The sequence below is a fragment of the Frigoribacterium faeni genome, from assembly GCF_011761235.1.
GTDB classification, from domain to species: Bacteria; Actinomycetota; Actinomycetes; order Actinomycetales; family Microbacteriaceae; genus Frigoribacterium; species Frigoribacterium faeni_A.
The window spans coordinates 277,660-295,896 of sequence record NZ_JAAOYW010000001.1 but is presented as its reverse complement, the minus strand read 5'-3'; the positions used below and the strand labels follow the sequence as shown (position 1 = coordinate 295,896).

The 18,237-nt window shown below is 73.3% G+C and carries 16 protein-coding genes; 8 read left to right on the top strand and 8 right to left on the bottom strand.

The features are described 5' to 3' along the window. The first annotated feature begins 78 nt into the window (after window positions 1-78). Window positions 79-1,215, top strand: coding sequence for an alkaline phosphatase family protein (locus FHR78_RS01365; RefSeq protein WP_166758728.1), 1,137 nt, complete (start codon window positions 79-81; stop codon window positions 1,213-1,215). A 7-nt stretch (window positions 1,216-1,222) separates the two neighbouring features. Here the strand turns inward: FHR78_RS01365 and sepH are convergent, their stop codons facing one another. Next, a complete protein-coding gene (sepH, locus tag FHR78_RS01360; RefSeq protein WP_166758727.1) occupies window positions 1,223-2,392 on the bottom strand; it encodes a septation protein SepH in 1,170 nt (389 codons plus the stop codon). Window positions 2,393-2,590: 198 nt separating this feature from the next. On the opposite strand from sepH, the gene FHR78_RS01355 reads away from it, so the two are divergent. Then, the gene (locus FHR78_RS01355; RefSeq protein ID WP_166759648.1) at window positions 2,591-2,884 is read left to right on the top strand and encodes a DUF4193 domain-containing protein; all 294 of its coding nucleotides are present in this window, start codon (window positions 2,591-2,593) and stop codon (window positions 2,882-2,884) included. Here FHR78_RS01355 and FHR78_RS01350 read toward each other — a convergent pair. Then, the gene (locus FHR78_RS01350; RefSeq protein WP_166758726.1) at window positions 2,859-3,314 is read right to left on the bottom strand and encodes a DUF3093 domain-containing protein; all 456 of its coding nucleotides are present in this window, start codon (window positions 3,312-3,314) and stop codon (window positions 2,859-2,861) included. The genes FHR78_RS01355 and FHR78_RS01350 overlap by 26 nt on opposite strands. 38 nt (window positions 3,315-3,352) lie before the next feature. Here FHR78_RS01350 and dut point away from each other — a divergent pair, with 38 nt between their 5' ends. From dut to dxs, 5 genes are all read left to right on the top strand, one after another. Next, window positions 3,353-3,841 carry a dUTP diphosphatase gene (gene dut / locus FHR78_RS01345; protein WP_166758725.1) on the top strand — a complete coding sequence of 163 codons (489 nt, stop codon included), beginning with the start codon at window positions 3,353-3,355 and terminating at the stop codon, window positions 3,839-3,841. After that, the gene (locus tag FHR78_RS01340; protein ID WP_166758724.1) at window positions 3,838-4,551 is read left to right on the top strand and encodes a DUF3710 domain-containing protein; all 714 of its coding nucleotides are present in this window, start codon (window positions 3,838-3,840) and stop codon (window positions 4,549-4,551) included. The genes dut and FHR78_RS01340 overlap by 4 nt, the downstream gene beginning before the upstream one ends. Window positions 4,552-4,639: 88 nt before the next feature. Continuing rightward, window positions 4,640-5,347, top strand: coding sequence for a DUF3159 domain-containing protein (locus tag FHR78_RS01335; RefSeq protein ID WP_347877998.1), 708 nt, complete (start codon window positions 4,640-4,642; stop codon window positions 5,345-5,347). 150 nt (window positions 5,348-5,497) lie between these two features. Beyond that, the gene (gene acnA, locus FHR78_RS01330; RefSeq protein ID WP_166758722.1) at window positions 5,498-8,314 is read left to right on the top strand and encodes an aconitate hydratase AcnA; all 2,817 of its coding nucleotides are present in this window, start codon (window positions 5,498-5,500) and stop codon (window positions 8,312-8,314) included. A 119-nt stretch (window positions 8,315-8,433) separates the two neighbouring features. After that, window positions 8,434-10,374 carry a 1-deoxy-D-xylulose-5-phosphate synthase gene (dxs, locus tag FHR78_RS01325; protein WP_166758721.1) on the top strand — a complete coding sequence of 647 codons (1,941 nt, stop codon included), beginning with the start codon at window positions 8,434-8,436 and terminating at the stop codon, window positions 10,372-10,374. Between the two features lie 80 nt (window positions 10,375-10,454). Here the strand turns inward: dxs and FHR78_RS01320 are convergent, their stop codons facing one another. The 4 genes from FHR78_RS01320 to FHR78_RS01305 form a co-directional block, all read right to left on the bottom strand. After that, on the bottom strand, window positions 10,455-12,599 hold the full coding sequence (locus FHR78_RS01320) for a 3-hydroxyacyl-CoA dehydrogenase NAD-binding domain-containing protein (RefSeq protein WP_166758720.1): 2,145 nt from the start codon (window positions 12,597-12,599) through the stop codon (window positions 10,455-10,457). After that, window positions 12,596-13,801: an acetyl-CoA C-acyltransferase gene (locus FHR78_RS01315; RefSeq protein ID WP_166758719.1), complete on the bottom strand. Its 1,206-nt coding sequence runs from the start codon at window positions 13,799-13,801 to the stop codon at window positions 12,596-12,598. The genes FHR78_RS01320 and FHR78_RS01315 overlap by 4 nt, the downstream gene beginning before the upstream one ends. Before the next feature lie 72 nt (window positions 13,802-13,873). Beyond that, a complete protein-coding gene (locus FHR78_RS01310) occupies window positions 13,874-15,184 on the bottom strand; it encodes an HRDC domain-containing protein (RefSeq protein ID WP_166758718.1) in 1,311 nt (436 codons plus the stop codon). Window positions 15,185-15,204: 20 nt separating this feature from the next. After that, window positions 15,205-15,798 carry a DUF3000 family protein gene (locus FHR78_RS01305; protein WP_166758717.1) on the bottom strand — a complete coding sequence of 198 codons (594 nt, stop codon included), beginning with the start codon at window positions 15,796-15,798 and terminating at the stop codon, window positions 15,205-15,207. A gap of 88 nt (window positions 15,799-15,886) precedes the next feature. Between FHR78_RS01305 and FHR78_RS01300 the strand changes: the two genes are divergently transcribed. Then, entirely contained in the window at window positions 15,887-17,122 is a 1,236-nt protein-coding gene (locus FHR78_RS01300; RefSeq protein ID WP_243861995.1) for an alpha/beta hydrolase family protein, read from the top strand. Here FHR78_RS01300 and FHR78_RS01295 read toward each other — a convergent pair. Together FHR78_RS01295 and FHR78_RS01290 are read right to left on the bottom strand one after the other, a co-directional pair. Then, window positions 17,043-17,798 (bottom strand): dihydrofolate reductase family protein, encoded by a 756-nt coding sequence (locus FHR78_RS01295; RefSeq protein WP_166758716.1) that lies wholly within the window; start codon window positions 17,796-17,798, stop codon window positions 17,043-17,045. The genes FHR78_RS01300 and FHR78_RS01295 overlap by 80 nt on opposite strands. Beyond that, window positions 17,795-18,232 carry a SufE family protein gene (locus FHR78_RS01290; RefSeq protein ID WP_347877997.1) on the bottom strand — a complete coding sequence of 146 codons (438 nt, stop codon included), beginning with the start codon at window positions 18,230-18,232 and terminating at the stop codon, window positions 17,795-17,797. Before FHR78_RS01290 ends, FHR78_RS01295 begins: the two co-directional genes overlap by 4 nt. Window positions 18,233-18,237: the final 5 nt, after the last annotated feature.

The window sequence follows — 18,237 nt, the reverse complement described above, 5'->3', positions numbered from 1 at the left end:
CGGGCGGGGGTTCTCGGGAGGGGGCGTCAGCGGCCGGGGGCAGGGTCCCTCGGGAGCCCCTGTGCCAGGATGGTGGCGATGACGACCATCGTACCGGCGCGTCCCCCCGGCGCCGCGAGCCTGGCCGACGTGCTCCCGTCCGTGCTCGCCGCACTGACCGGCACGGTCGGAGCCCTGCCCCTCCCGCCGGCGAGGTCGGCGATCGTCCTCCTCGTCGACGGCCTCGGGTCGTCGGTGCTCGGGGCGCGCCGCGGCCACGCCCGCCACCTGGCCGGTGCCGCCGGCACCCTGTTCTCGGGCTTCCCGACCACCACGGCTGCTGCCCTGACCACCTTCACGACGGGGCGCCTGCCCGGCGAGCACGGGCTCGTCGGCTACTCGGTGCTCGACGCCGCCCGGGACCGGGTGGTCAAGCAGCTCTCCGGCTGGGACGACGGCATGCGCCCCGACACCTGGCAGCGCAGCGAGACGGTGTTCACCGCGGCCGCCGCGCTCGACGTCCGCAGCGTCGCCGTCGGTCCGGCCCGCTACGCCCGGTCGGGCCTCACCGAGGCGATCCTCCGCGGCGCGAGCTACGAGGCCGCCGAGTCCGTGGCCGACCGGTTCCGCCGGGCACGTGAGATCGTGGCGGCTCCCGGCCGCTCCCTCGTCTACCTGTACGTGCCCGAGCTCGACATGATCGCCCACCGCCTCGGCTGGCAGAGCGACGAGTGGACGAACGCCCTCGAGGAGGTCGACGGCGAGGTGGGCAGGCTGGCTGCGTCGCTGGGTCGCGACGAAGGGCTCGTCGTCACGGCCGACCACGGCGTCCTCGACGTGGGCGAGCGCGGCCGCGTCGTCTTCGGCCACCGTGCCGAGCTGGTCGACGGCGTGCGGCACGTCGCGGGCGAGCCGAGGTGCCTGCAGCTGCACTTCGAGCCGGACGCGTCCGAGGCCGTGCGGGGGGCGGTGCTCGACGCGTGGCGCTCGGCCGAGAGCGGACGTGCCTGGGTGCTCACCCGTCAGGAGGCGGTCGAGGCAGGCTGGTTCGGCCCGGTCGACCCCGTCGTGGCCCCGCGCATCGGCGACGTCGTCGTGGCCGCCCGCAAGGGGATCGTCTGGTACGACGGCCGGTCGACGGGGGGCCAGGCGGGCTCGATGGTCGGCCAGCACGGCTCGTGGTCGAGCGACGAGACGCAGGTGCCCCTGCGGCGGTTCGGCGCCTTCGCGGGCTGAGCGGCGGTCAGGCCGGGTCGTCGTCCGACCGGGCGCCGAAGACGATCTCGTCCCAGCTCGGCATGGACGCACGGCCCCGCGGCTTCTTGGCGCCGGCCTGGCCGGGCACGACGCCGTCGGGCCCCGGCATCGGGCGTCGACCGCCGCGACCCGGGCCGGCCGGACGGAGGCGCTGGTCGCCTCCTGCGGGTCGGTCCGGCGCGGCGGGCGGGGACGCCGTCTCGCCCTCGGGCAGGCCGAAGTCGTCGAGCGGCACGTCGATCACCCGGATGGAGCTGGTCGGGTGCTGCTCACGGGAGGTGTCGTCCGAGAAGCGGGCGGCCTCGCGCTCGCCTCGACGTCGCCGCAGCGCCTCGAGCAGGTCGGCGGTCTGTGCGTGCGGGTCGACGGCGGCCGAGTCGGGGTCGCGGTTCGTGGCGGCGAGGGAGGCGGGGGAGCGGACGTCCTGGCGAGGGGCGTCGGCGGGAGCCTCGACGCGCTGGTCGTGCCGGGCCCACGGGTCGTCGTCGTCGTCGGGCGACGAGTCGACGAGGAACGCGCCGCTGTCGAAGCGGCCCGGCGTGGAGTCGTCCGGCCGGTGCCCCACGGCACGGAGCCGCGGCACGAGGGGGCCGACGTCCTCGGAGTGCTGGGAGAGCACGAGGGCGTCGCCGCCGTGCGGGGCGAGCGACAGCGCCTTCGGGTCGAAGCGCCAGGTGGCGTCGCGCTCGACGTCCTGCGTGACGTAGGAGACGGAGACGAGCCAGCCGTGCTCGGCGTCCTTGTAGCTCGTCCAGCGGCGGTCGGTCGCGGCCGCGGTGTCGAGACGGGACTCGATGACCCCGCCGAAGGACGACGAGTCGCCGTCGGGCTGGACGTCGGAGGCGACGGTGACGGCCACGGCGAGGGCGTTGCGCAGGGCGTGCGCACGCTCGGCGAGGACGGGGCCCTCGAACCGGCGGACGTAGGCGAGGTCGGCCCCGGTGCGCTCGGCGACCTGCTCGGGCGAGAGGCCGGAGCGGATGAGCGACTGGATCTCACGGGGCGGCGCCTTGCGCTCGACGGGGGCGGACTCGGGCGCCGCGGCGCGGAGCTGCGACCGCAGCGACGGGGTGACCGGAAGCCGGTACTGCGCGCCGCCGTCGGCGGCCACGAGGAGCGCTCCGCCCTCGACCCCGATGACCCTCAGATCCTGCATGTCGCACGCCTTTCCGCCGTCGTGTCCTGCCCAGAAGGGTCCCACGTCAGAGGCCTGTTCCCGGGAATGGAACGGGCGTGCCGCGAGTTCCTCAGAGGCGGCCGACAGGCCCCTTCGACGGGTTTGCTATTCGACAACGAGTGATGCAAACTGTGCCCGCCGAATTTGGTACACGAACTATTGAAGAACTGGATGGGCATGGCCACCGACTACGACGCACCTCGCAAGAACGACGACGACGGCTCGGAGTCGATCGAGGGCCTCAAGGAGCGGGTCCCCGACAAGACCACCGGCGTCATCGACGACGACGCGGACAACCCGGGCTCGTTCGAGCTCGCCGGTCAGGACCTCTCCGACCTCGACCTCGACGTCGTCGTCCTGCCCCCGCAGGTCGACGAGTTCACCTGCGTCGAGTGCTTCCTCGTCAAGCACCGCTCGCAGCTCGACCACGAGACGAAGCTCGGCGCTATCTGCCGGGAGTGCGCTGCCTGAGCGCCTCCAACAGACGGACGACCTCGTCGGGTCGCCTCGTCGACACCAACCAATAGGGTGCGGGATCCGTCTCGTCGGTGAGGGCGATCCTCACCACCGGCTTCACCCAGCCACGGAAGAGGGTCCAGGCTCGCGCGTCGAGCCCGGGCCCTCTCTGCTGTGTGGCGTCCGCCCCGCGGAACGCCCGGACCTCGCCGATCTCGTGCGGGTGCAGCCGTGCCCGGCCGGCCGTGAAGCCCTGGTCGTCGATCGTCAGCACCGGCGACGTGAAGACCAGGGCGAGGACGGCGGCCGCGTAGAAGAGCACGGCCACGACCACGCCGACGAGCTGGTCGATGGGCAGGAAGACCAGCAGGGTCGCCGGGACGACCAGGGCGGTCGCGACGAAGACGGTGGCCGGCGGCGTGAGCCGCTCGCGGTACGGGTTCATGGGTCCATTCGACCAGACTTCTGCACTACCCTCGACACGTGACCCCGACCCTCGACGTCCTCTTCACGGCCGACCGAGCCGGCGCCTCCTCGTCCCCGGACGACCTCGCCCCGCGCTACGCGCACCCGGGCGACGCCGGCGCCGACCTGCTCTCGTCCGAGGCCCTCGTCCTCCGGGCCGGGCACCGCGCCCTCGTGGGCACCGGCGTGTCGATCGCCCTGCCCGACGGGCACGCGGCGTTCGTCGTCCCGCGCAGCGGACTCGCCGCCCGGCACGGCATCACCGTCGTCAACAGCCCCGGCACGGTCGACGCCGGCTACCGCGGCGAGATCAAGGTCACGCTCCTGAACACCGACCTCGAGTCGGACCACCGGATCGAGGTGGGCGACAAGATCGCCCAGCTCGTCGTCGTGCCCGTCGTCCGGGCGCGCTTCGTGCCCATCGACGAGCTGCCCGAGAGCAGCCGCGGCACCGGGGGGTTCGGCTCGACCGGCTACGCACACACCACCGGAGGCACCGCATCATGAGGAAGTCGAAGCGCGAGGCGCGGCAGCTGGCCGAGATCGAGGTCGAGACCGCCGACCTGGCCGACGTCGAGGTCGACATCGAGGCCCTGGACGACGCCCAGGTCGAGGTGTTCGACGACTCCAAGTCGGCGCCCGCCGACCGGGCCGACGAGGGTCCGCTCGACGAGACCGAGGCCAACCCGGTGCGTCCCTACGTCGACCTCGGCGGGGTCAAGATCGTCCCCCGGGACGGGCTCCACCTCCGCCTCGAGGTCGAGGAGGGCAGCAAGCGCGTGGTCGCCGTCGGGCTGGACTTCGCCAAGTCGACCCTGCAGGTGCAGCCCTTCGCGGCGCCCCGCACGACCGGGCTGTGGAACGAGATCCGCGAGCAGATCAGCGAGCAGATCGAGAAGCAGGGCGGCACCACCACCGAGGTGGACGGTCCCTTCGGGCCCGAGGTCCGCGCCGAGATCCCCCTGATGGGCGGCGACCCGGGCAGCACGCGCCTCGCGCGCTTCATCGGCGTCGACGGCCCGCGCTGGTTCCTCCGCGGCGTCATCGCGGGCGACGCCACGGTCGACGACGAGGCGGCCGAGAAGATCGAGGAGCTCTTCCGCAGCATCGTCGTCGTGCGCGGCACGACCCCGATGCCGCCCCGCGAGCTCATCCCGCTGAGCATGCCCAAGCCCAGCGCCGTCGAGTCGCCCGCCGCCGCGCCCGACCAGGCCTGACCCGCTCGTGCAGCACGACGAGCCTGCGGGGCCGCCGCACGACCGTCGACCCGAGCCCGGGGACGAGTCGCCGCTCGACGACCCTCGCGTGTCGCTGGCGGCGCAGCTGCGCGCGGCGGCCCAGAAGGCCGGCATCGGCCAGGTCGCACCGGGGGAGGTGCCCACCGCCTCCGCGCTCCTGTCGGCCATCGGCGGCGTGCGCGGCCTCGTCGAGTCCATCGTGCCCGGCCTCGGGTTCGTCGTGGTCTACACGCTCACGGGCGAGCTGCTGCCGTCGGTGCTCATCCCCGTCGTCCTCGCCGTCCTCTTCGTGGTCGCCCGCGCCGTCCAGCGCGGCCCGGTGGCCCAGGCGCTGGCCGGGGTGCTCGGCATCGCGCTCTCGGCGGGCATCGCCCTGCTCAGCGGCCGTGCCGAGGGCAACTTCGTGCCGGGCGTCGTCATCAACGCCGTCTCGCTCCTCGCGATGGTGGTCAGCATCGCGGTGCGCTGGCCCCTCGTCGGCGTCGTCGTCGGGCTCCTCACCAACGAAGGAGGCGCGTGGCGGCAGGACCGCGCCAAGCGTCGTGTGCTCGTGCTCGTGACCTGGCTCTGGGCCGGCCTCTTCGCGGCGCGGCTCGCGGTGCAGGTCCCCCTCCTGCTGAGCGGCCAGGTGGCGGCCCTCGCCGCCCTCAAGCTCGTCATGGGCGTGCCCCTCTACGCGGGCGTCCTCTGGGTCACGTGGCTGCTCGTCCGCACGGTCTACCGGGCTCGGTCGGCGTCGGGCGACGCACCCGACGCGCAGGGCGCCGTCAGCTAGCTCGCCTCCGCCGGTGGTAGGTTTGTCTCGACATCAAGAGAGATCGACTGCCTCCGCCCGTGAGCGGTCGACGACTTAGGCTGGCCTCGCTGGTGCGGCCCTGCGTCGTCCGGTCATGATGAGGGCGTAGTCCAGCAAGGGAGACGGCACGTGTCTGCAATCAACAGCTTCGGCTCGAAGGACGTCCTCACGGTCGGCGGGACCGACTACGAGGTCTACCGCATCGGCGCGGTGGACGGCTCCCAGAGCCTTCCGTTCAGCCTCAAGGTCCTGCTCGAGAACCTGCTCCGCACCGAGGACGGCGCGAACGTCACGAGCGACCAGATCACCGCGCTCGGGTCCTGGCGCCCCACCGCCGAGCCCGACACCGAGATCCAGTTCACGCCCGCGCGCGTCGTGATGCAGGACTTCACCGGGGTCCCGTGCATCGTCGACCTCGCCACCATGCGCGAGGCCGTGGCCGAGCTCGGCGGCGACCCGACGCGCATCAACCCCCTCGCGCCGGCCGAGCTGGTCATCGACCACTCGGTCATCGCCGACCTCTTCGGCAGCGCGAACGCCCTCGAGCGCAACGTCGAGATCGAGTACGAGCGCAACGGCGAGCGGTACCAGTTCCTGCGCTGGGGCCAGACGGCCTTCGAGGACTTCAAGGTCGTCCCGCCGGGAACAGGCATCGTGCACCAGGTCAACATCGAGTACCTGGCCCGCGTGACCTACACGCGAGAGGTCGGCGGGGCCCTCCAGGCCTACCCCGACACGCTCGTGGGCACCGACTCGCACACGACGATGGTCAACGGCCTCGGCGTGCTCGGCTGGGGCGTCGGCGGCATCGAGGCCGAGGCCGCGATGCTGGGCCAGCCCGTGTCGATGCTCATCCCCAAGGTCGTCGGCTTCAAGCTGCGCGGCTCCATCCCCACCGGCGTCACGGCCACCGACGTCGTGCTCACCATCACGCAGCAGCTGCGCGCCCACGGCGTCGTCGGCAAGTTCGTCGAGTTCTACGGCGAGGGCGTGGCTGAGGTCCCGCTCGCGAACCGCGCCACCATCGGCAACATGAGCCCCGAGTTCGGCTCGACCGCGGCGATCTTCCCGATCGACGACGTCACCCTCGACTACCTGCGCCTCACGGGCCGCTCCGACGAGCAGATCGCGCTCGTCGAGGCCTACTCCAAGCTCCAGGGCCTCTGGCACGACCCCGCGGTCGAGCCCGTCTACAGCGAGTACCTCGAGCTCGACCTCGCGACGGTCGTCCCCTCGATCGCCGGGCCGAAGCGCCCGCAGGACCGCATCGAGCTGACGCAGGCCAAGACCCAGTTCGAGGTCGACCTCGAGAACTACGCCACGACCGACCACTCGGTGGTCGACGTCGCGGTCGAGGGCACGTTCCCCGCCTCCGACCCGGTCGGCTTCACGGCCGAGGACGACGGCGACGGGCTCGACCACGAGCACTCGCACACGTCGCACGCGCCGGCCAAGGTCTCGAACCCCACCCGCGTGGCGCTCGACGACGGCTCGTCCTTCACGCTCGACCACGGCGCGGTCGCCATCGCGGCGATCACGTCGTGCACGAACACGTCGAACCCGTCCGTCATGCTCGCCGCCGGGCTGCTGGCCCGCAACGCCAGCCAGAAGGGCCTCAAGGCAAAGCCGTGGGTCAAGACCACGCTCGCCCCCGGGTCGAAGGTCGTCACCGACTACTACGAGAAGGCCGGCCTCACCACCTACCTCGAAGACCTGGGCTTCTACACGGTCGGCTACGGCTGCACCACCTGCATCGGCAACTCCGGGCCGCTGCTCGACGAGATCTCGTCGGCGGTCCAGGAGTCCGACCTGGCCGTCACGGCCGTCCTGTCGGGCAACCGCAACTTCGAGGGCCGCATCAACCCCGACGTCAAGATGAACTACCTGGCGAGCCCGCCGCTGGTCATCGCCTACGCCCTCGCCGGCTCGATGAACTTCGACTTCGAGAACGACGCCCTGGGCACGTCGAGCGACGGGTCGGACGTCTACCTGCGCGACATCTGGCCCGACGCCGCCGAGGTGCAGTCGACCATCGACTCGTCCATCGACACGGGCATGTTCACCCACGAGTACGCCGGCGTCTTCGACGGCGACGAGCGCTGGCGGTCGCTGCCCACGCCGACGGGCGCCACCTTCGAGTGGGACGCCGAGTCGACCTACGTGCGGAAGCCCCCGTACTTCGAGGGGATGACCCTCGAGACGACGCCGGTGACGGACATCGTCGGCGCCCGCGTGCTCGCGAAGCTGGGCGACTCGGTCACGACCGACCACATCAGCCCCGCCGGCTCGATCAAGGTCGACAGCCCCGCGGGCCACTACCTCGCCGAGCACGGCGTCGACCGCAAGGACTTCAACTCCTACGGCTCGCGTCGGGGCAACCACGAGGTCATGATCCGCGGCACCTTCGCCAACATCCGCCTGCGCAACCAGCTGCTGGACGGCGTCGAGGGCGGCTACACGCGCGACTTCACCCAGGCCGACGCTCCCCAGTCGTTCATCTACGACGCCAGCGCGCGCTACCAGGAGCAGGGCACGCCCCTCGTCATCCTCGGCGGCAAGGAATACGGCTCCGGGTCGTCGCGCGACTGGGCGGCCAAGGGCACGAGCCTGCTCGGCGTCAAGGCGGTCATCACCGAGAGCTTCGAGCGGATCCACCGCTCGAACCTCATCGGCATGGGCGTCGTCCCGCTGCAGTTCCCGGCGGGCGAGACCTGGGAGTCGCTGGGCCTCGACGGCACCGAGTCGATCAGCATCCACGGCCTCGAGCAGCTGAACGAGGGCACCACGCCCAAGACGGTCCGGGTCACCGCCGAGCCGACGGAGCACTCGGCCGCCGGGGCGACGACGATCGAGTTCGACGCCGTCGTGCGCATCGACACCCCCGGCGAGGCGGACTACTACCGCAACGGCGGCATCCTGCAGTACGTGCTGCGCAGCCTGGTCTGAGCCTGCGTGGGAGGCCCCCGGAACCGTGTCCGCACGGCGCCGGGGGCCTCCCGGCGTTCTCCCCGGAGCACGCCTAAACTGAGGCACGCCGCCTCCGGGCTGCCAGGAAGGAAATCCCGATGAGCATCCTCGAGACGATCCAGGGTCCCCGCGACCTCGATCACCTCACCGACCAGCAGATGGTGGCCCTGGCCGCCGAGGTCCGCCGCTTCCTCGTCACCGAGGTCTCGAAGACCGGCGGCCACCTGGGGCCGAACCTCGGCGTCGTCGAGCTGACGCTGGCCATGCACCGGGTGTTCGACTCGCCCCGCGACGCCTTCGTGTTCGACACCGGGCACCAGTCGTACGTGCACAAGCTCGTCACCGGGCGCCAGGACTTCAGCGCCCTCCGCCTTCGCGGCGGCCTGGCCGGCTACCCCCAGCGGTCGGAGTCCGAGCACGACATCGTCGAGAGCTCGCACGCGTCGAGCAGCCTGTCGTGGGCGGACGGCATCTCGCGCGCCTTCCAGCTCACGGGCCAGTCCGACCGGCACGTCGTCGCGGTCGTGGGCGACGGCGCCCTCACCGGCGGCATGACGTGGGAGGCCCTGAACAACATCAGCGACGACAACGGCCGTCGCCTCATCATCGTCGTCAACGACAACGGCCGGTCGTACGCGCCGACCATCGGCGGCATGGCGCGGTTCCTCAACACCGTGCGCACCCGCAGCACCTACCGCGACATGCACCGCGGCTCGAAGGCCGTCTTCGACCACCTCGGACACCCGGGGCGGGCGGTCTACAGGGGCGTTCGCGGGGGCCTGCACGGGTTCCTCAGCCGCTTCACGAACAACGAGGCCCTGTACTCCAACCTCGACATCAAGTACCTCGGCCCCGTCGACGGGCACGACCAGAAAGCGATGGAGGAGGCGCTCACGCAGGCGAGGAGCTACGGCGCGCCCGTCATCGTCCACGCCATCACCGAGAAGGGCCGCGGCTACGACCCGGCCCGAGCCGACGTGGCCGACCAGTTCCACGCCGTCGGACAGATCGACCCCGAGACCGGCGAGCCGCTCGAGACCACGAACGCCCCCTCGTGGACGAGCGTCTTCGCCGACGAGATCGTGTCGATCGCGGAGTCCGACGAGACCGTCGTGGGCATCACGGCCGCCATGCTGCGCCCCGTCGGGCTGCACAAGCTCGCCGAGCGGTTCCCCTCGCGCGTGCTCGACGTCGGCATCGCCGAGCAGCACGCGGTCACGAGCGCGGCCGGCCTCGCCTTCGGCGGCCTCCACCCGGTCGTCGCCCTGTACGCCACGTTCGTCAACCGCGCCTTCGACCAGGTGCTGATGGACGTCGGCCTGCACCAGGCGGGCGTGACGTTCGTCCTCGACCGCGCCGGGGTCACGGGCCCCGACGGTCCGAGCCACCACGGCATGTGGGATCTCGCGCTGCTCCAGATCGTCCCGCACATCCGACTCGCCGCCCCGCGCGACGCGTCGCGCCTGCGCGAGGAGCTCCGGGAGGCCGTGGCCGTCACCGACGCGCCCACCGTGGTCCGGTTCTCGAAGGGGAGCGTCGGCACTGAGCACGAGGCCGAGCAGCGCCTCGCCGACGGCGTCGACGTGCTCGCCAGCGACGAGCGTCGCGACGTGCTGCTCGTCTGCGTCGGGCCGATGGCGACCGTCGGCCTCGACGTCGCCGAGCGCCTCGCGGCCCAGGGCATCGGCGCCACCGTCGTCGACCCCCGATGGGTCGTGCCCGTGCCGCGTTCGATCGTCGAGCTCGCCGCCGAGCACCGTCTCGTGGTGACCATCGAGGACGGCGTCCGGGTCGGCGGCATCGGCACGCGCGTCCGCCAGGACCTGCGCGAGGCCGGCGTCGACACCGCCCTCACCGAGCTGGGCCTGCCCGACGAGTTCCTCGCGCACGGATCGCGTGCCGAGATCCTCGAGGAGGCGGGACTCACCCCCCAGCACATCGCCCGCGACGTCGTCGCCCAGGTCCTCGGGAGCAAGATCCCGGTCGCCCGGCCCCTCGACGAGAGCACGGCGCGACGGGTCGACGCCCAGCACGACTGACCCGCACCGCGACGAACGAGGGCCCCGGCGACCAGGTCGCCGGGGCCCTCGGGCGCAGGGGGCGCCTCCTCGTCCGACGTCTAGGCCGTCGTCGGCTCCTCGTGCTCGGGGCCGACCACGAGGGGGTCGTGGAACGGCCGACCCCGGACCCGCCGGGACGCCCCGACGCGGTCGAGGTAGGGAGTGGCCCCGCCCATCTGGAACGGCCAGCCGGCGCCGAGGACGAGGCACAGGTCGACGTCCTCGGCGGCGGACACGACGCCGTCGTCGAGCATGCGGCCGATCTCGTCGGCGAGGCCGTCCTCGATGCGCCGCCGCAGCTCGTCCGCGCTCAGGGCGGTGCCCTCGCCGGCCATGAGCGCCACGGCCTTCTTGTCGAAGCCCTTCCGACGCCCCTTGGCGTCGCGGTCGAGGACGCGCCCGTGCTCGGCGAGGCGGTGGAGGCCCTCGCTGGCGTGGAAGCGATCGGGAAACGCGGCGTGGTGGGTGTCGAGCACGTGCGCGCCGACCGTCAGGCCGACGAGCTCGAGCAGCTCGAACGGGGTCATCGGCAGCCCGAAGGGCGCGGTGGCGCGCTCTACGGTCTCGGGGGGAGTGCCCGTCTCGACGGCGTGCATGGCCTCGCCCAGCAGCTTCGCGAGCACCCGGTTGACGACGAACCCCGGGGCGTCGGCGGTGACGACCGCGTTCTTCCGCAGGGCGGCCGCGGTCACCATGGCGGTGCTCAGGGTGGCGTCGTCCGTCGCCGGGGCCTTCACCACCTCGATGAGCGGCATGACCGCGACCGGGTTGAAGAAGTGGAACCCGACGAGGCGCTCGGGATGCGCGAGGCGGGCCCCGATCTGCTCGACGCTCAGCGACGACGTGTTCGTCGCGAGCACGGTGGTCTCGGAGACGACCGCCTCGACGTTCGCGAAGACCTCTTGCTTCACGCCGAGCTCCTCGAAGACGGCCTCGATCACCCAGTCCGCGTCGGCGAAGTCGGCGAGGTCGGTCGTGCCCGTCACGAGCGCGACGAGCCGGTTCGACTCGTCGCCCAAGATGCGGCCCTTCTCGGCGAGCTGGAGGATCTCGCCCCGGATCCGCTCGACGCCCGCGTCGACCCGGGCCTGGTCGACGTCGGTGATGACGACCGGGACCTGCAGCCGCCGGACGAACAACAGGGCGAACTGGCTGGCCATGAGACCGGCCCCGACGACGCCGACCTTGCCGACGGTCCGGGCGAGCTCGGCGGGGGGAGCGCCGGCGGGCCTCTTCGCCCGCTTCTGCACCAGGTCGAACGCGTACATGCTGGCGTGGAACTGGTCGCCCGCCACGAGCTCGGCGAGGGCCTCGTCCTCGGCGGCGAACCCCGTCGCGCGGTCGGTCGTCCGGGCCGCCTCGAGCAGGTCGAGCGCGACCCAGGGGGAGCGCGCCACGGTGCCCACCCTCGACTCGAGCGACTTCCGCGCGATCGAGATCGCGGCGCCCCACTTCACGGCGCGCTCGAGCTTGCCGGGAACGTGCGGGCGGGAGACGGTCGTCCGCCCCGCGACGACCCCGTCGGCCCAGCGGATCGAGTCCTCGAGGAACGCGGCCGGGCCGAACTGTGCGTCGACGATGCCCAGCTCGAGCGCCTGGGCGGGCTTCAGCGTGCGGTTGTTCTTGAGCGGGTTCTCGACGACGACCCGGAGGGCGCCCTCGATCCCGATCAGGTTGGGCAGCAGCCAGGCCCCGCCCCAGGCGGGGACGATGCCGAGGAACACCTCGGGCAGGGCGATGGCCGCCGCCGAGGAGTCGACGGTGCGGTAGTCGGCGTGCAGGGCGATCTCGAGCCCGCCCCCGAGGGCGAGCCCGTTGACGAAGACGAAGGTGGGCACGCCGGCCTCGTGCAGCTTTCCCAGCGTCGCGTGCCCGAGGCGGGCGAGCTCTCGCGCCACGTCGCGGCTCGGGATCTGGCTGACCTTGCTGAGGTCAGCCCCGGCGGCCAGGAAGTACGGCTTGCCGGTGACGGCGATCGCCTGGACCTCGCCCCGGGCGGCACGGCCGCGGAGCCCGTCGAGGGTCTCGCCGAGCTCGACGAGCGTCGCGGGCCCCAGGGTGCTGGGCCGCTTGTGGTCGCGCCCGTTGTCGAGGGTCACGAGGGCGAGCACGCCGCCCGAGGGCAGGGGCACGTCGCGGACGAACGAGTGGGTCACGACCTCGTCGGCACTGAGGGCGGTGAGCTGGTCGAGTGCGGTGCTCATGCGCGCCCCGCCTTCCTGGTGTGGTGGGGGTTCTCCCAGATGACGCTGCCGCCCTGGCCGAGCCCGACGCACATCGCCGTGAGGCCGTAGCGGACCTCGGGGTGCTGCTCGAACTGGCGCGCCAGCTGGATCATGAGCCGCACGCCGGACGAGGCGAGCGGGTGGCCGACCGCGATCGCGCCTCCCCAGGGGTTGACCCTCGGGTCGTCGTCGTCGATGCCGAAGTGGTCGAGCAGCGACAGGACCTGCACGGCGAAGGCCTCGTTCAGCTCGAAGAGGCCGATGTCGTCGATCGTCAGCCCTGCCTTGCGCAGCGCCTTCTCGGTCGAGGGCACCGGGCCGATGCCCATGATCTCGGGCTCGACGCCGGCGTACGCGAAGCTGACCAGCCGCATCTTGACGCCCAGCCCGAGCTCGTCGGCCGCCTCGCGCGAGGCGAGCAGGCTGACGGTGGCGCCGTCGTTGAGCCCGGACGAGTTGCCCGCGGTGACTCGCCCGTGAGGCCGGAAGGGCGTGCGCAGCCCGGCCAGCCCCTCCATGGTGGTCTCCGGCCGCGGCGCCTCGTCGCGGGTGGCCAGCCCCCAGCCCTCGGGGGTCTGGACGGCGACCGGCACCAGGTCGGGCTGGATGTCGCCCGACTCGTAGGCGGCGGCCAGCTTCTGCTGCGACCGCATCGCGTACCGGTCGGAGCGCTCCTTGGTGAGCCGGGGGAACCGGTCGTGGATCCGCTCGGCCGTCGAGCCCATGTTGAGGGCGTCGCCGCTCACGAGCTTCTCGGTGAGGAACCGGGGGTTCGGGTCGGCGGCGAAGCCCATCGGGTGCCGGCCCAGGTGCTCGACGCCGCCGGCGACCACGACGTCGTAGGCGCCGAAGGCGATGCCGCCCGCGAGGGTCGTGACGCTCGTCATGGCGCCGGCGCACATGCGGTCGACCGCGAAGCCCGGCACCGAGCGGGGGAGCCCCGCGAGGAGGGCCGTGGTGCGGCCGAGCGTCAGCCCCTGGTCGCCCTGCTGGGTGGTCGCCGCGACGGCGACGTCGTCGACGCGGTCGAGGGGCAGCGAGGGGTTGCGCTCGAGCAGCCCCTTCATGGCCTTGACGACGAGGTCGTCCGCCCTGGTGCCCCAGTACATCCCCTTGTCGCCCGCCCTGCCGAACGGGGTGCGTACCCCGTCGACGAAGACGACGTCTGATCTCTCGGCCACAGTGCCTCCAGTGCTCGGAACTGGTCCGATCCTAGGGAGGCGCCACCTCGGGGGAGAATCCTTCGCGGATTGCTACGAAGCGTCGGCAGGGTCGCTCTCGGGCTCTTGGTGGGCGTCGACAAAGGCGTCCGCGAGCCGGGCCGCGACCGCCTCGACCTGCCACGGCCGGGCGCCCAGCTCGACGAGGGCGGACGCGAGGGTCGCCGTGTCGAACGGGATGGGCGGCTCCCAGCAGAGTCGCCGGAGCAGCTCGGGCGTGAGCAGGTTCTCGACGGGCAGGTCGAGCCCCTCCGCGATCTCGGCGACGACGGGGCGGGCGTGACGGAGGCGGGCGTCGGCCATCGGGTTCTTGTCCGCCCAGCTGCGGGGCGGGGGGAGCGTGTCGCTGGCGGGGCCGCGGGACGAGGGCAGGTCGCGCGTGGTCGTCCCGCGCTCGATGGCGGCCCACCACCGGTCGAGCTCGCTGCGGCTCGCCCGCCCGACGAACTCCTTGAGGCCGGCGAGGGCCCGCTTGTCGGCGGGCTGCGCCTTCGTCGCGGCCACCAGCGACTGGTCGGGCACGAGGCGCCCGGCCGCGGTGTCGACCTGGCGTGCGTACTCGTCCCTCGCCAGCCAGAGCTCCCGGGCGACGGCCAACGAGCGGGCGCCGCGGACCGTGTGCAGGCCGGTCAGCCGCCGCCAGGGCTCGGCCTTGGGGGGCTTGGCGTCCCGGGCCACGGTCGCGGCGAACTCCTGCCGGGCGATGTCGAGCTTGCCCGCGCCCTCGAGCAGCTCGGCCATCGCGTCGCGGAGGTCGACGAGCAGCTCGACGTCGAGCGCGGCGTAGACGAGCCAGCTCTGGGGCAGGGGGCGCGTCGACCAGTCGGCGGCCGAGTGCTCCTTCGCGAGGTGCACCCCGAGGAGCTGCTCGACGACGGCGCCGAGGCCGACCTTGGGCAGGCCCGCGAGGCGCGCCCCGAGCTCGGTGTCGAAGACGAGGTCGGGGTCGAGGCCGACCTCGCGGAGGCAGGCCAGGTCTTGGCTGGCGGCGTGCAGGACCCACTCCTCGTGGCCGATCACGGCCTGCAGCTCGTCGAACGAGCCGATGGCGGGCGGGTCGAAGAGGAACACGCCGCTGCCCCGCCGGAACACCTGGATCAGGTAGGCGCGCTGCGAGTACCGGTAGCCGGAGGCTCGTTCGGCGTCGATCGACACGGGCCCGTGGCCGGCCGCGATCGCCTCGACGGCGGCGAGGTACTCGTCGCGGTCGTCGATGACGTGCACCTCGCCGTGGACCGAGTCGGCGGTCGCGGCGCGGGGCACGACGACGGTCGGCGCGACCGTCACGGAGGGGGCGGTCGACGACTCGTCGGCCGGCGTGGGCTCGGTGGTGGGGGCGGTCATGTCTCCGTCGTTCCGTGTGGTCAGTCGCGGCCCACGCGACGCGAGGCGAGGAGCGTGACGCCCTCGACGGTCGGCGGGAGGCCCGCGAGGGTGCAGACGAGCTCGCTCCACGCCGCGACGTGGGGGGCGAGATCGGTGCTGGTGGGGGTCCAGGAGGCGCGCAGCTCGAGCTGCGCGCCGTCTCCCTGGGCGGCGAGCTCGCCGTAGCCCGTCGAGAGCACCTTGGTGGCGGTGCCCGACGCGGAGTGCCGGGAGGCGCCTCCCGCGTCGAGGGAGTCGACGAGCCAGGACCACGCGACGTCGGCGACGAAGGGGTCGAGGGCCAGGTCGGTCTCGAGGGGCGCCTGCGCGAAGCAGACGACGCGGAACACGCCGCCCCAGGCCTCCGGGGCGCTCTCGTCGTACAGCAGGACGAACCGGCCGGTGCCGAGCTCGGCGTCGGCGCGGCCCGAGGCGCCCACCACGTCGCCCGCCAAGGCCAGGGCGTGCGGCGCCAGACCGCCGGGCGCGGGGATCTCGGACACGGCCAGGTCGTCGCGCGAGATGGCCTCGCGCACGGCGGCGCACGCGGCGGCGAACGCGGGCGGGACCGTCGGCGAGGAGGTGTCGGGCACCTCAGCAGACTAGGCTCCCAGCCGACTGACAGCCGGGCGGCACGCCGCAGGTGCCGACCGGCCGCTCCCCGACCCACCGGAGGTCCCGTTGTCCCGAAGCCCTCGTCCCCGTCGCCCCCGAGCCGCCGTCGCCGGGCTCGTCGTCTCCGTGTCGGTCGGCGGCACCGTCGTGGCCGCCTCGGTCGCCCTCGCCGCCGGGGCCGTGACGATGGCGCGCAAGGTCGTCACCCCCGCGCGACGGCGCTCGGACGACGTGCGGGTGCTGGGGCACGACCCGGTCGCCGGCACCGTCGCCCTCTCGGCGAACGCGGACACGCGGCTGCCGGGCCGGTACAGCTTCTGGTTCGACCACGGCCGGGGCCACGCCCGGCTGGGCGAGGTCGTGGAGTCGGACGGCCGCCGCGTGGTCCGCCGCGTGGAGTCCGTCGACGAGGGCGACCTGGCCACGGCCCGCGCCGGGCGCATCGGGGGCTGGCTGTGGCGGACGCCCCGCGACGCGGGGCTCGTCGTCGAGGACGTCGAGGTCGAGACGCCCGTGGGGCCCGCGCCGGCCTGGCTCGTGCCCGGGCCCGACGGCACGGACGGGCCGTGGATGATCGGCGTGCACGGACGCGGCGTCACGCGCGCCGAGACGGTCCGCGCCGCGCCCGTCTTCCACCGCGCCGGCGTCACCTCGCTGCTCGTCTCGTACCGCAACGACACCGAGGCGCCGCGCTCGGACGACGGCCGGTACGCGCTCGGCGACGCCGAGTGGGCCGACGTCGAGGCCGCGATGCGCTGGGCCCTCGACCACGGGGCCACCTCGATCGTGCTCATGGGGTGGTCGATGGGCGGCGCCGCCGTGCTGCAGGCCGTGACGCGGGCCGAGGGCCGCGACCACGTCGTCGGGGTCGTCCTCGAGTCGCCGGTCGTGGACTGGCGCACGACCCTGCGCTACCAGGGCGCGGCCATGCGCGTGCCGCGGGTGATGCAGGAACTCGCGATGCGCCTCCTGCAGGCTCCCCGCGCCTCCCGGCTCACCGGGCGCGAGGGGCCGCTCGACCTCGACCGGCTCGACCTCGTGGAGCGCGCCGGGCAGCTGCGGGTGCCCGTGCTCGTGCTGCACAGCGACGACGACGGGTTCGTGCCCTCGACGGCGTCGCACGCCCTCGCCGCGGCGCGGCCCGACATCGTGCAGCTCGAGGTCTTCGAGGTCGCGCGGCACACCAAGATCTGGAACTACGACCCGGAGCGCTTCGAGGCCGTCATCGGCGACTGGCTGGGCCGTCTGCCACGAGCCAGCGCGCGTACAGGGCGCTCTGGTCGTCCATCATCAGCCGGGTGAGCGAGAGGCGCGAGGGGTCGAACCGCTCGCGGCCGAAGACCGGGAGGCCGCTGCCGATGACGACGGGCGAGGTCGAGAGGCAGAGCTCGTCGACCAGGCCGTCGTGCAGCAGCTGACCGGCCAGGGACGGGCCGCCCTCGCAGACGAGCGAGCGCAGGCCGTGGTCGCGGAGGCGGGCGACGAGCGCCGTCGGGGCGACCCGCCCGTCGACGTCGTCCACGACGAGCACGGTCGCCCGCCGGGCGACGTCGGGGCCGAGGGTCGCCGTCGCCGTGTCGACGGCCGCGGCGGGGCAGACGACGACGACCCGGTCGGCGCGATCGGGGTCGATGCGGTGTCCGCCGAGGTCGCCCCCGGCGGTGAGGACGACCAGCTTCGACGAGCGCGGCACGCGGTAGCCCTCGGCCCGGACGCTGGCGGCGCCGACGAGCACGCCGTCCGCGAGGTCGCGGATGGCGGCGAGCACGGCGCGGTCGTCGGGGTTGCTCAGCGTGTCGGACGTGCCGTCCTCGCCGGCCGCGTCGCCGCTGACGGCCGCGATGAGGTTGAGGCGCAGCCAGTCGACCGCCGGAGGCGCGTAGAGCTCCCGCAGGAGCGCCCGCCCGTCGTCCGTCTCGGCCGAGAAGCCCGTGCCGGCGTCGCCCGCCACGTCGCCGTGCAGCACCCGCAGGGTCACGCCGCGGACTTCTCTCGGACCTGGCGCTTCGCCCGGGCGAGCAGCGCCGTCATGCCGCGCACGCGGAGCGGGCTCACGGCCTCGCCGAGGCCGATGGTCTGCGGGTAGTCGTCCGGGACGTCGTCCAGCACCTCGCCGACGGAGAGGCCGCTGAGCCCCTGGGCGAGGATGGAGGCGAAGCCCCGCGTCGTCGGCGCCTCGCGCGGGGCCGTGGCGTGCATCGTGACGACGCCGTCGACCACCTCGACGAAGATGAAGACGGGGGACTGGCACTCCTCGACGCGCTCGAGCAGGTCGGGGTGGCCCTCGTACTCGGCCGGGAGCGCCGGCAGCTCGTCGGAGAACTCGAGCAGCAGCTGCAGGCGGTCCTTGACGCCGAGCGCCAGGAAGTCCTCGCGGGTGTCGGCGAGGGCGCGCGGCAGCGGGCCCGGCACGGCGC

Bases quoted from the DNA above. Each gene is read 5' to 3' on its own strand.
- FHR78_RS01365 (WP_166758728.1), top strand. From the start codon at position 79: ATGACGACCATCGTACCGGCGCGTCCCCCCGGCGCCGCGAGCCTGGCC.
- sepH (WP_166758727.1), bottom strand. From the start codon at position 2,392: ATGCAGGATCTGAGGGTCATCGGGGTCGAGGGCGGAGCGCTCCTCGTG.
- FHR78_RS01355 (WP_166759648.1), top strand. From the start codon at position 2,591: ATGGCCACCGACTACGACGCACCTCGCAAGAACGACGACGACGGCTCG.
- FHR78_RS01350 (WP_166758726.1), bottom strand. From the start codon at position 3,314: ATGAACCCGTACCGCGAGCGGCTCACGCCGCCGGCCACCGTCTTCGTC.
- FHR78_RS01340 (WP_166758724.1), top strand. From the start codon at position 3,838: ATGAGGAAGTCGAAGCGCGAGGCGCGGCAGCTGGCCGAGATCGAGGTC.
- dxs (WP_166758721.1), top strand. From the start codon at position 8,434: ATGAGCATCCTCGAGACGATCCAGGGTCCCCGCGACCTCGATCACCTC.
- FHR78_RS01320 (WP_166758720.1), bottom strand. From the start codon at position 12,599: ATGAGCACCGCACTCGACCAGCTCACCGCCCTCAGTGCCGACGAGGTC.
- FHR78_RS01310 (WP_166758718.1), bottom strand. From the start codon at position 15,184: ATGACCGCCCCCACCACCGAGCCCACGCCGGCCGACGAGTCGTCGACC.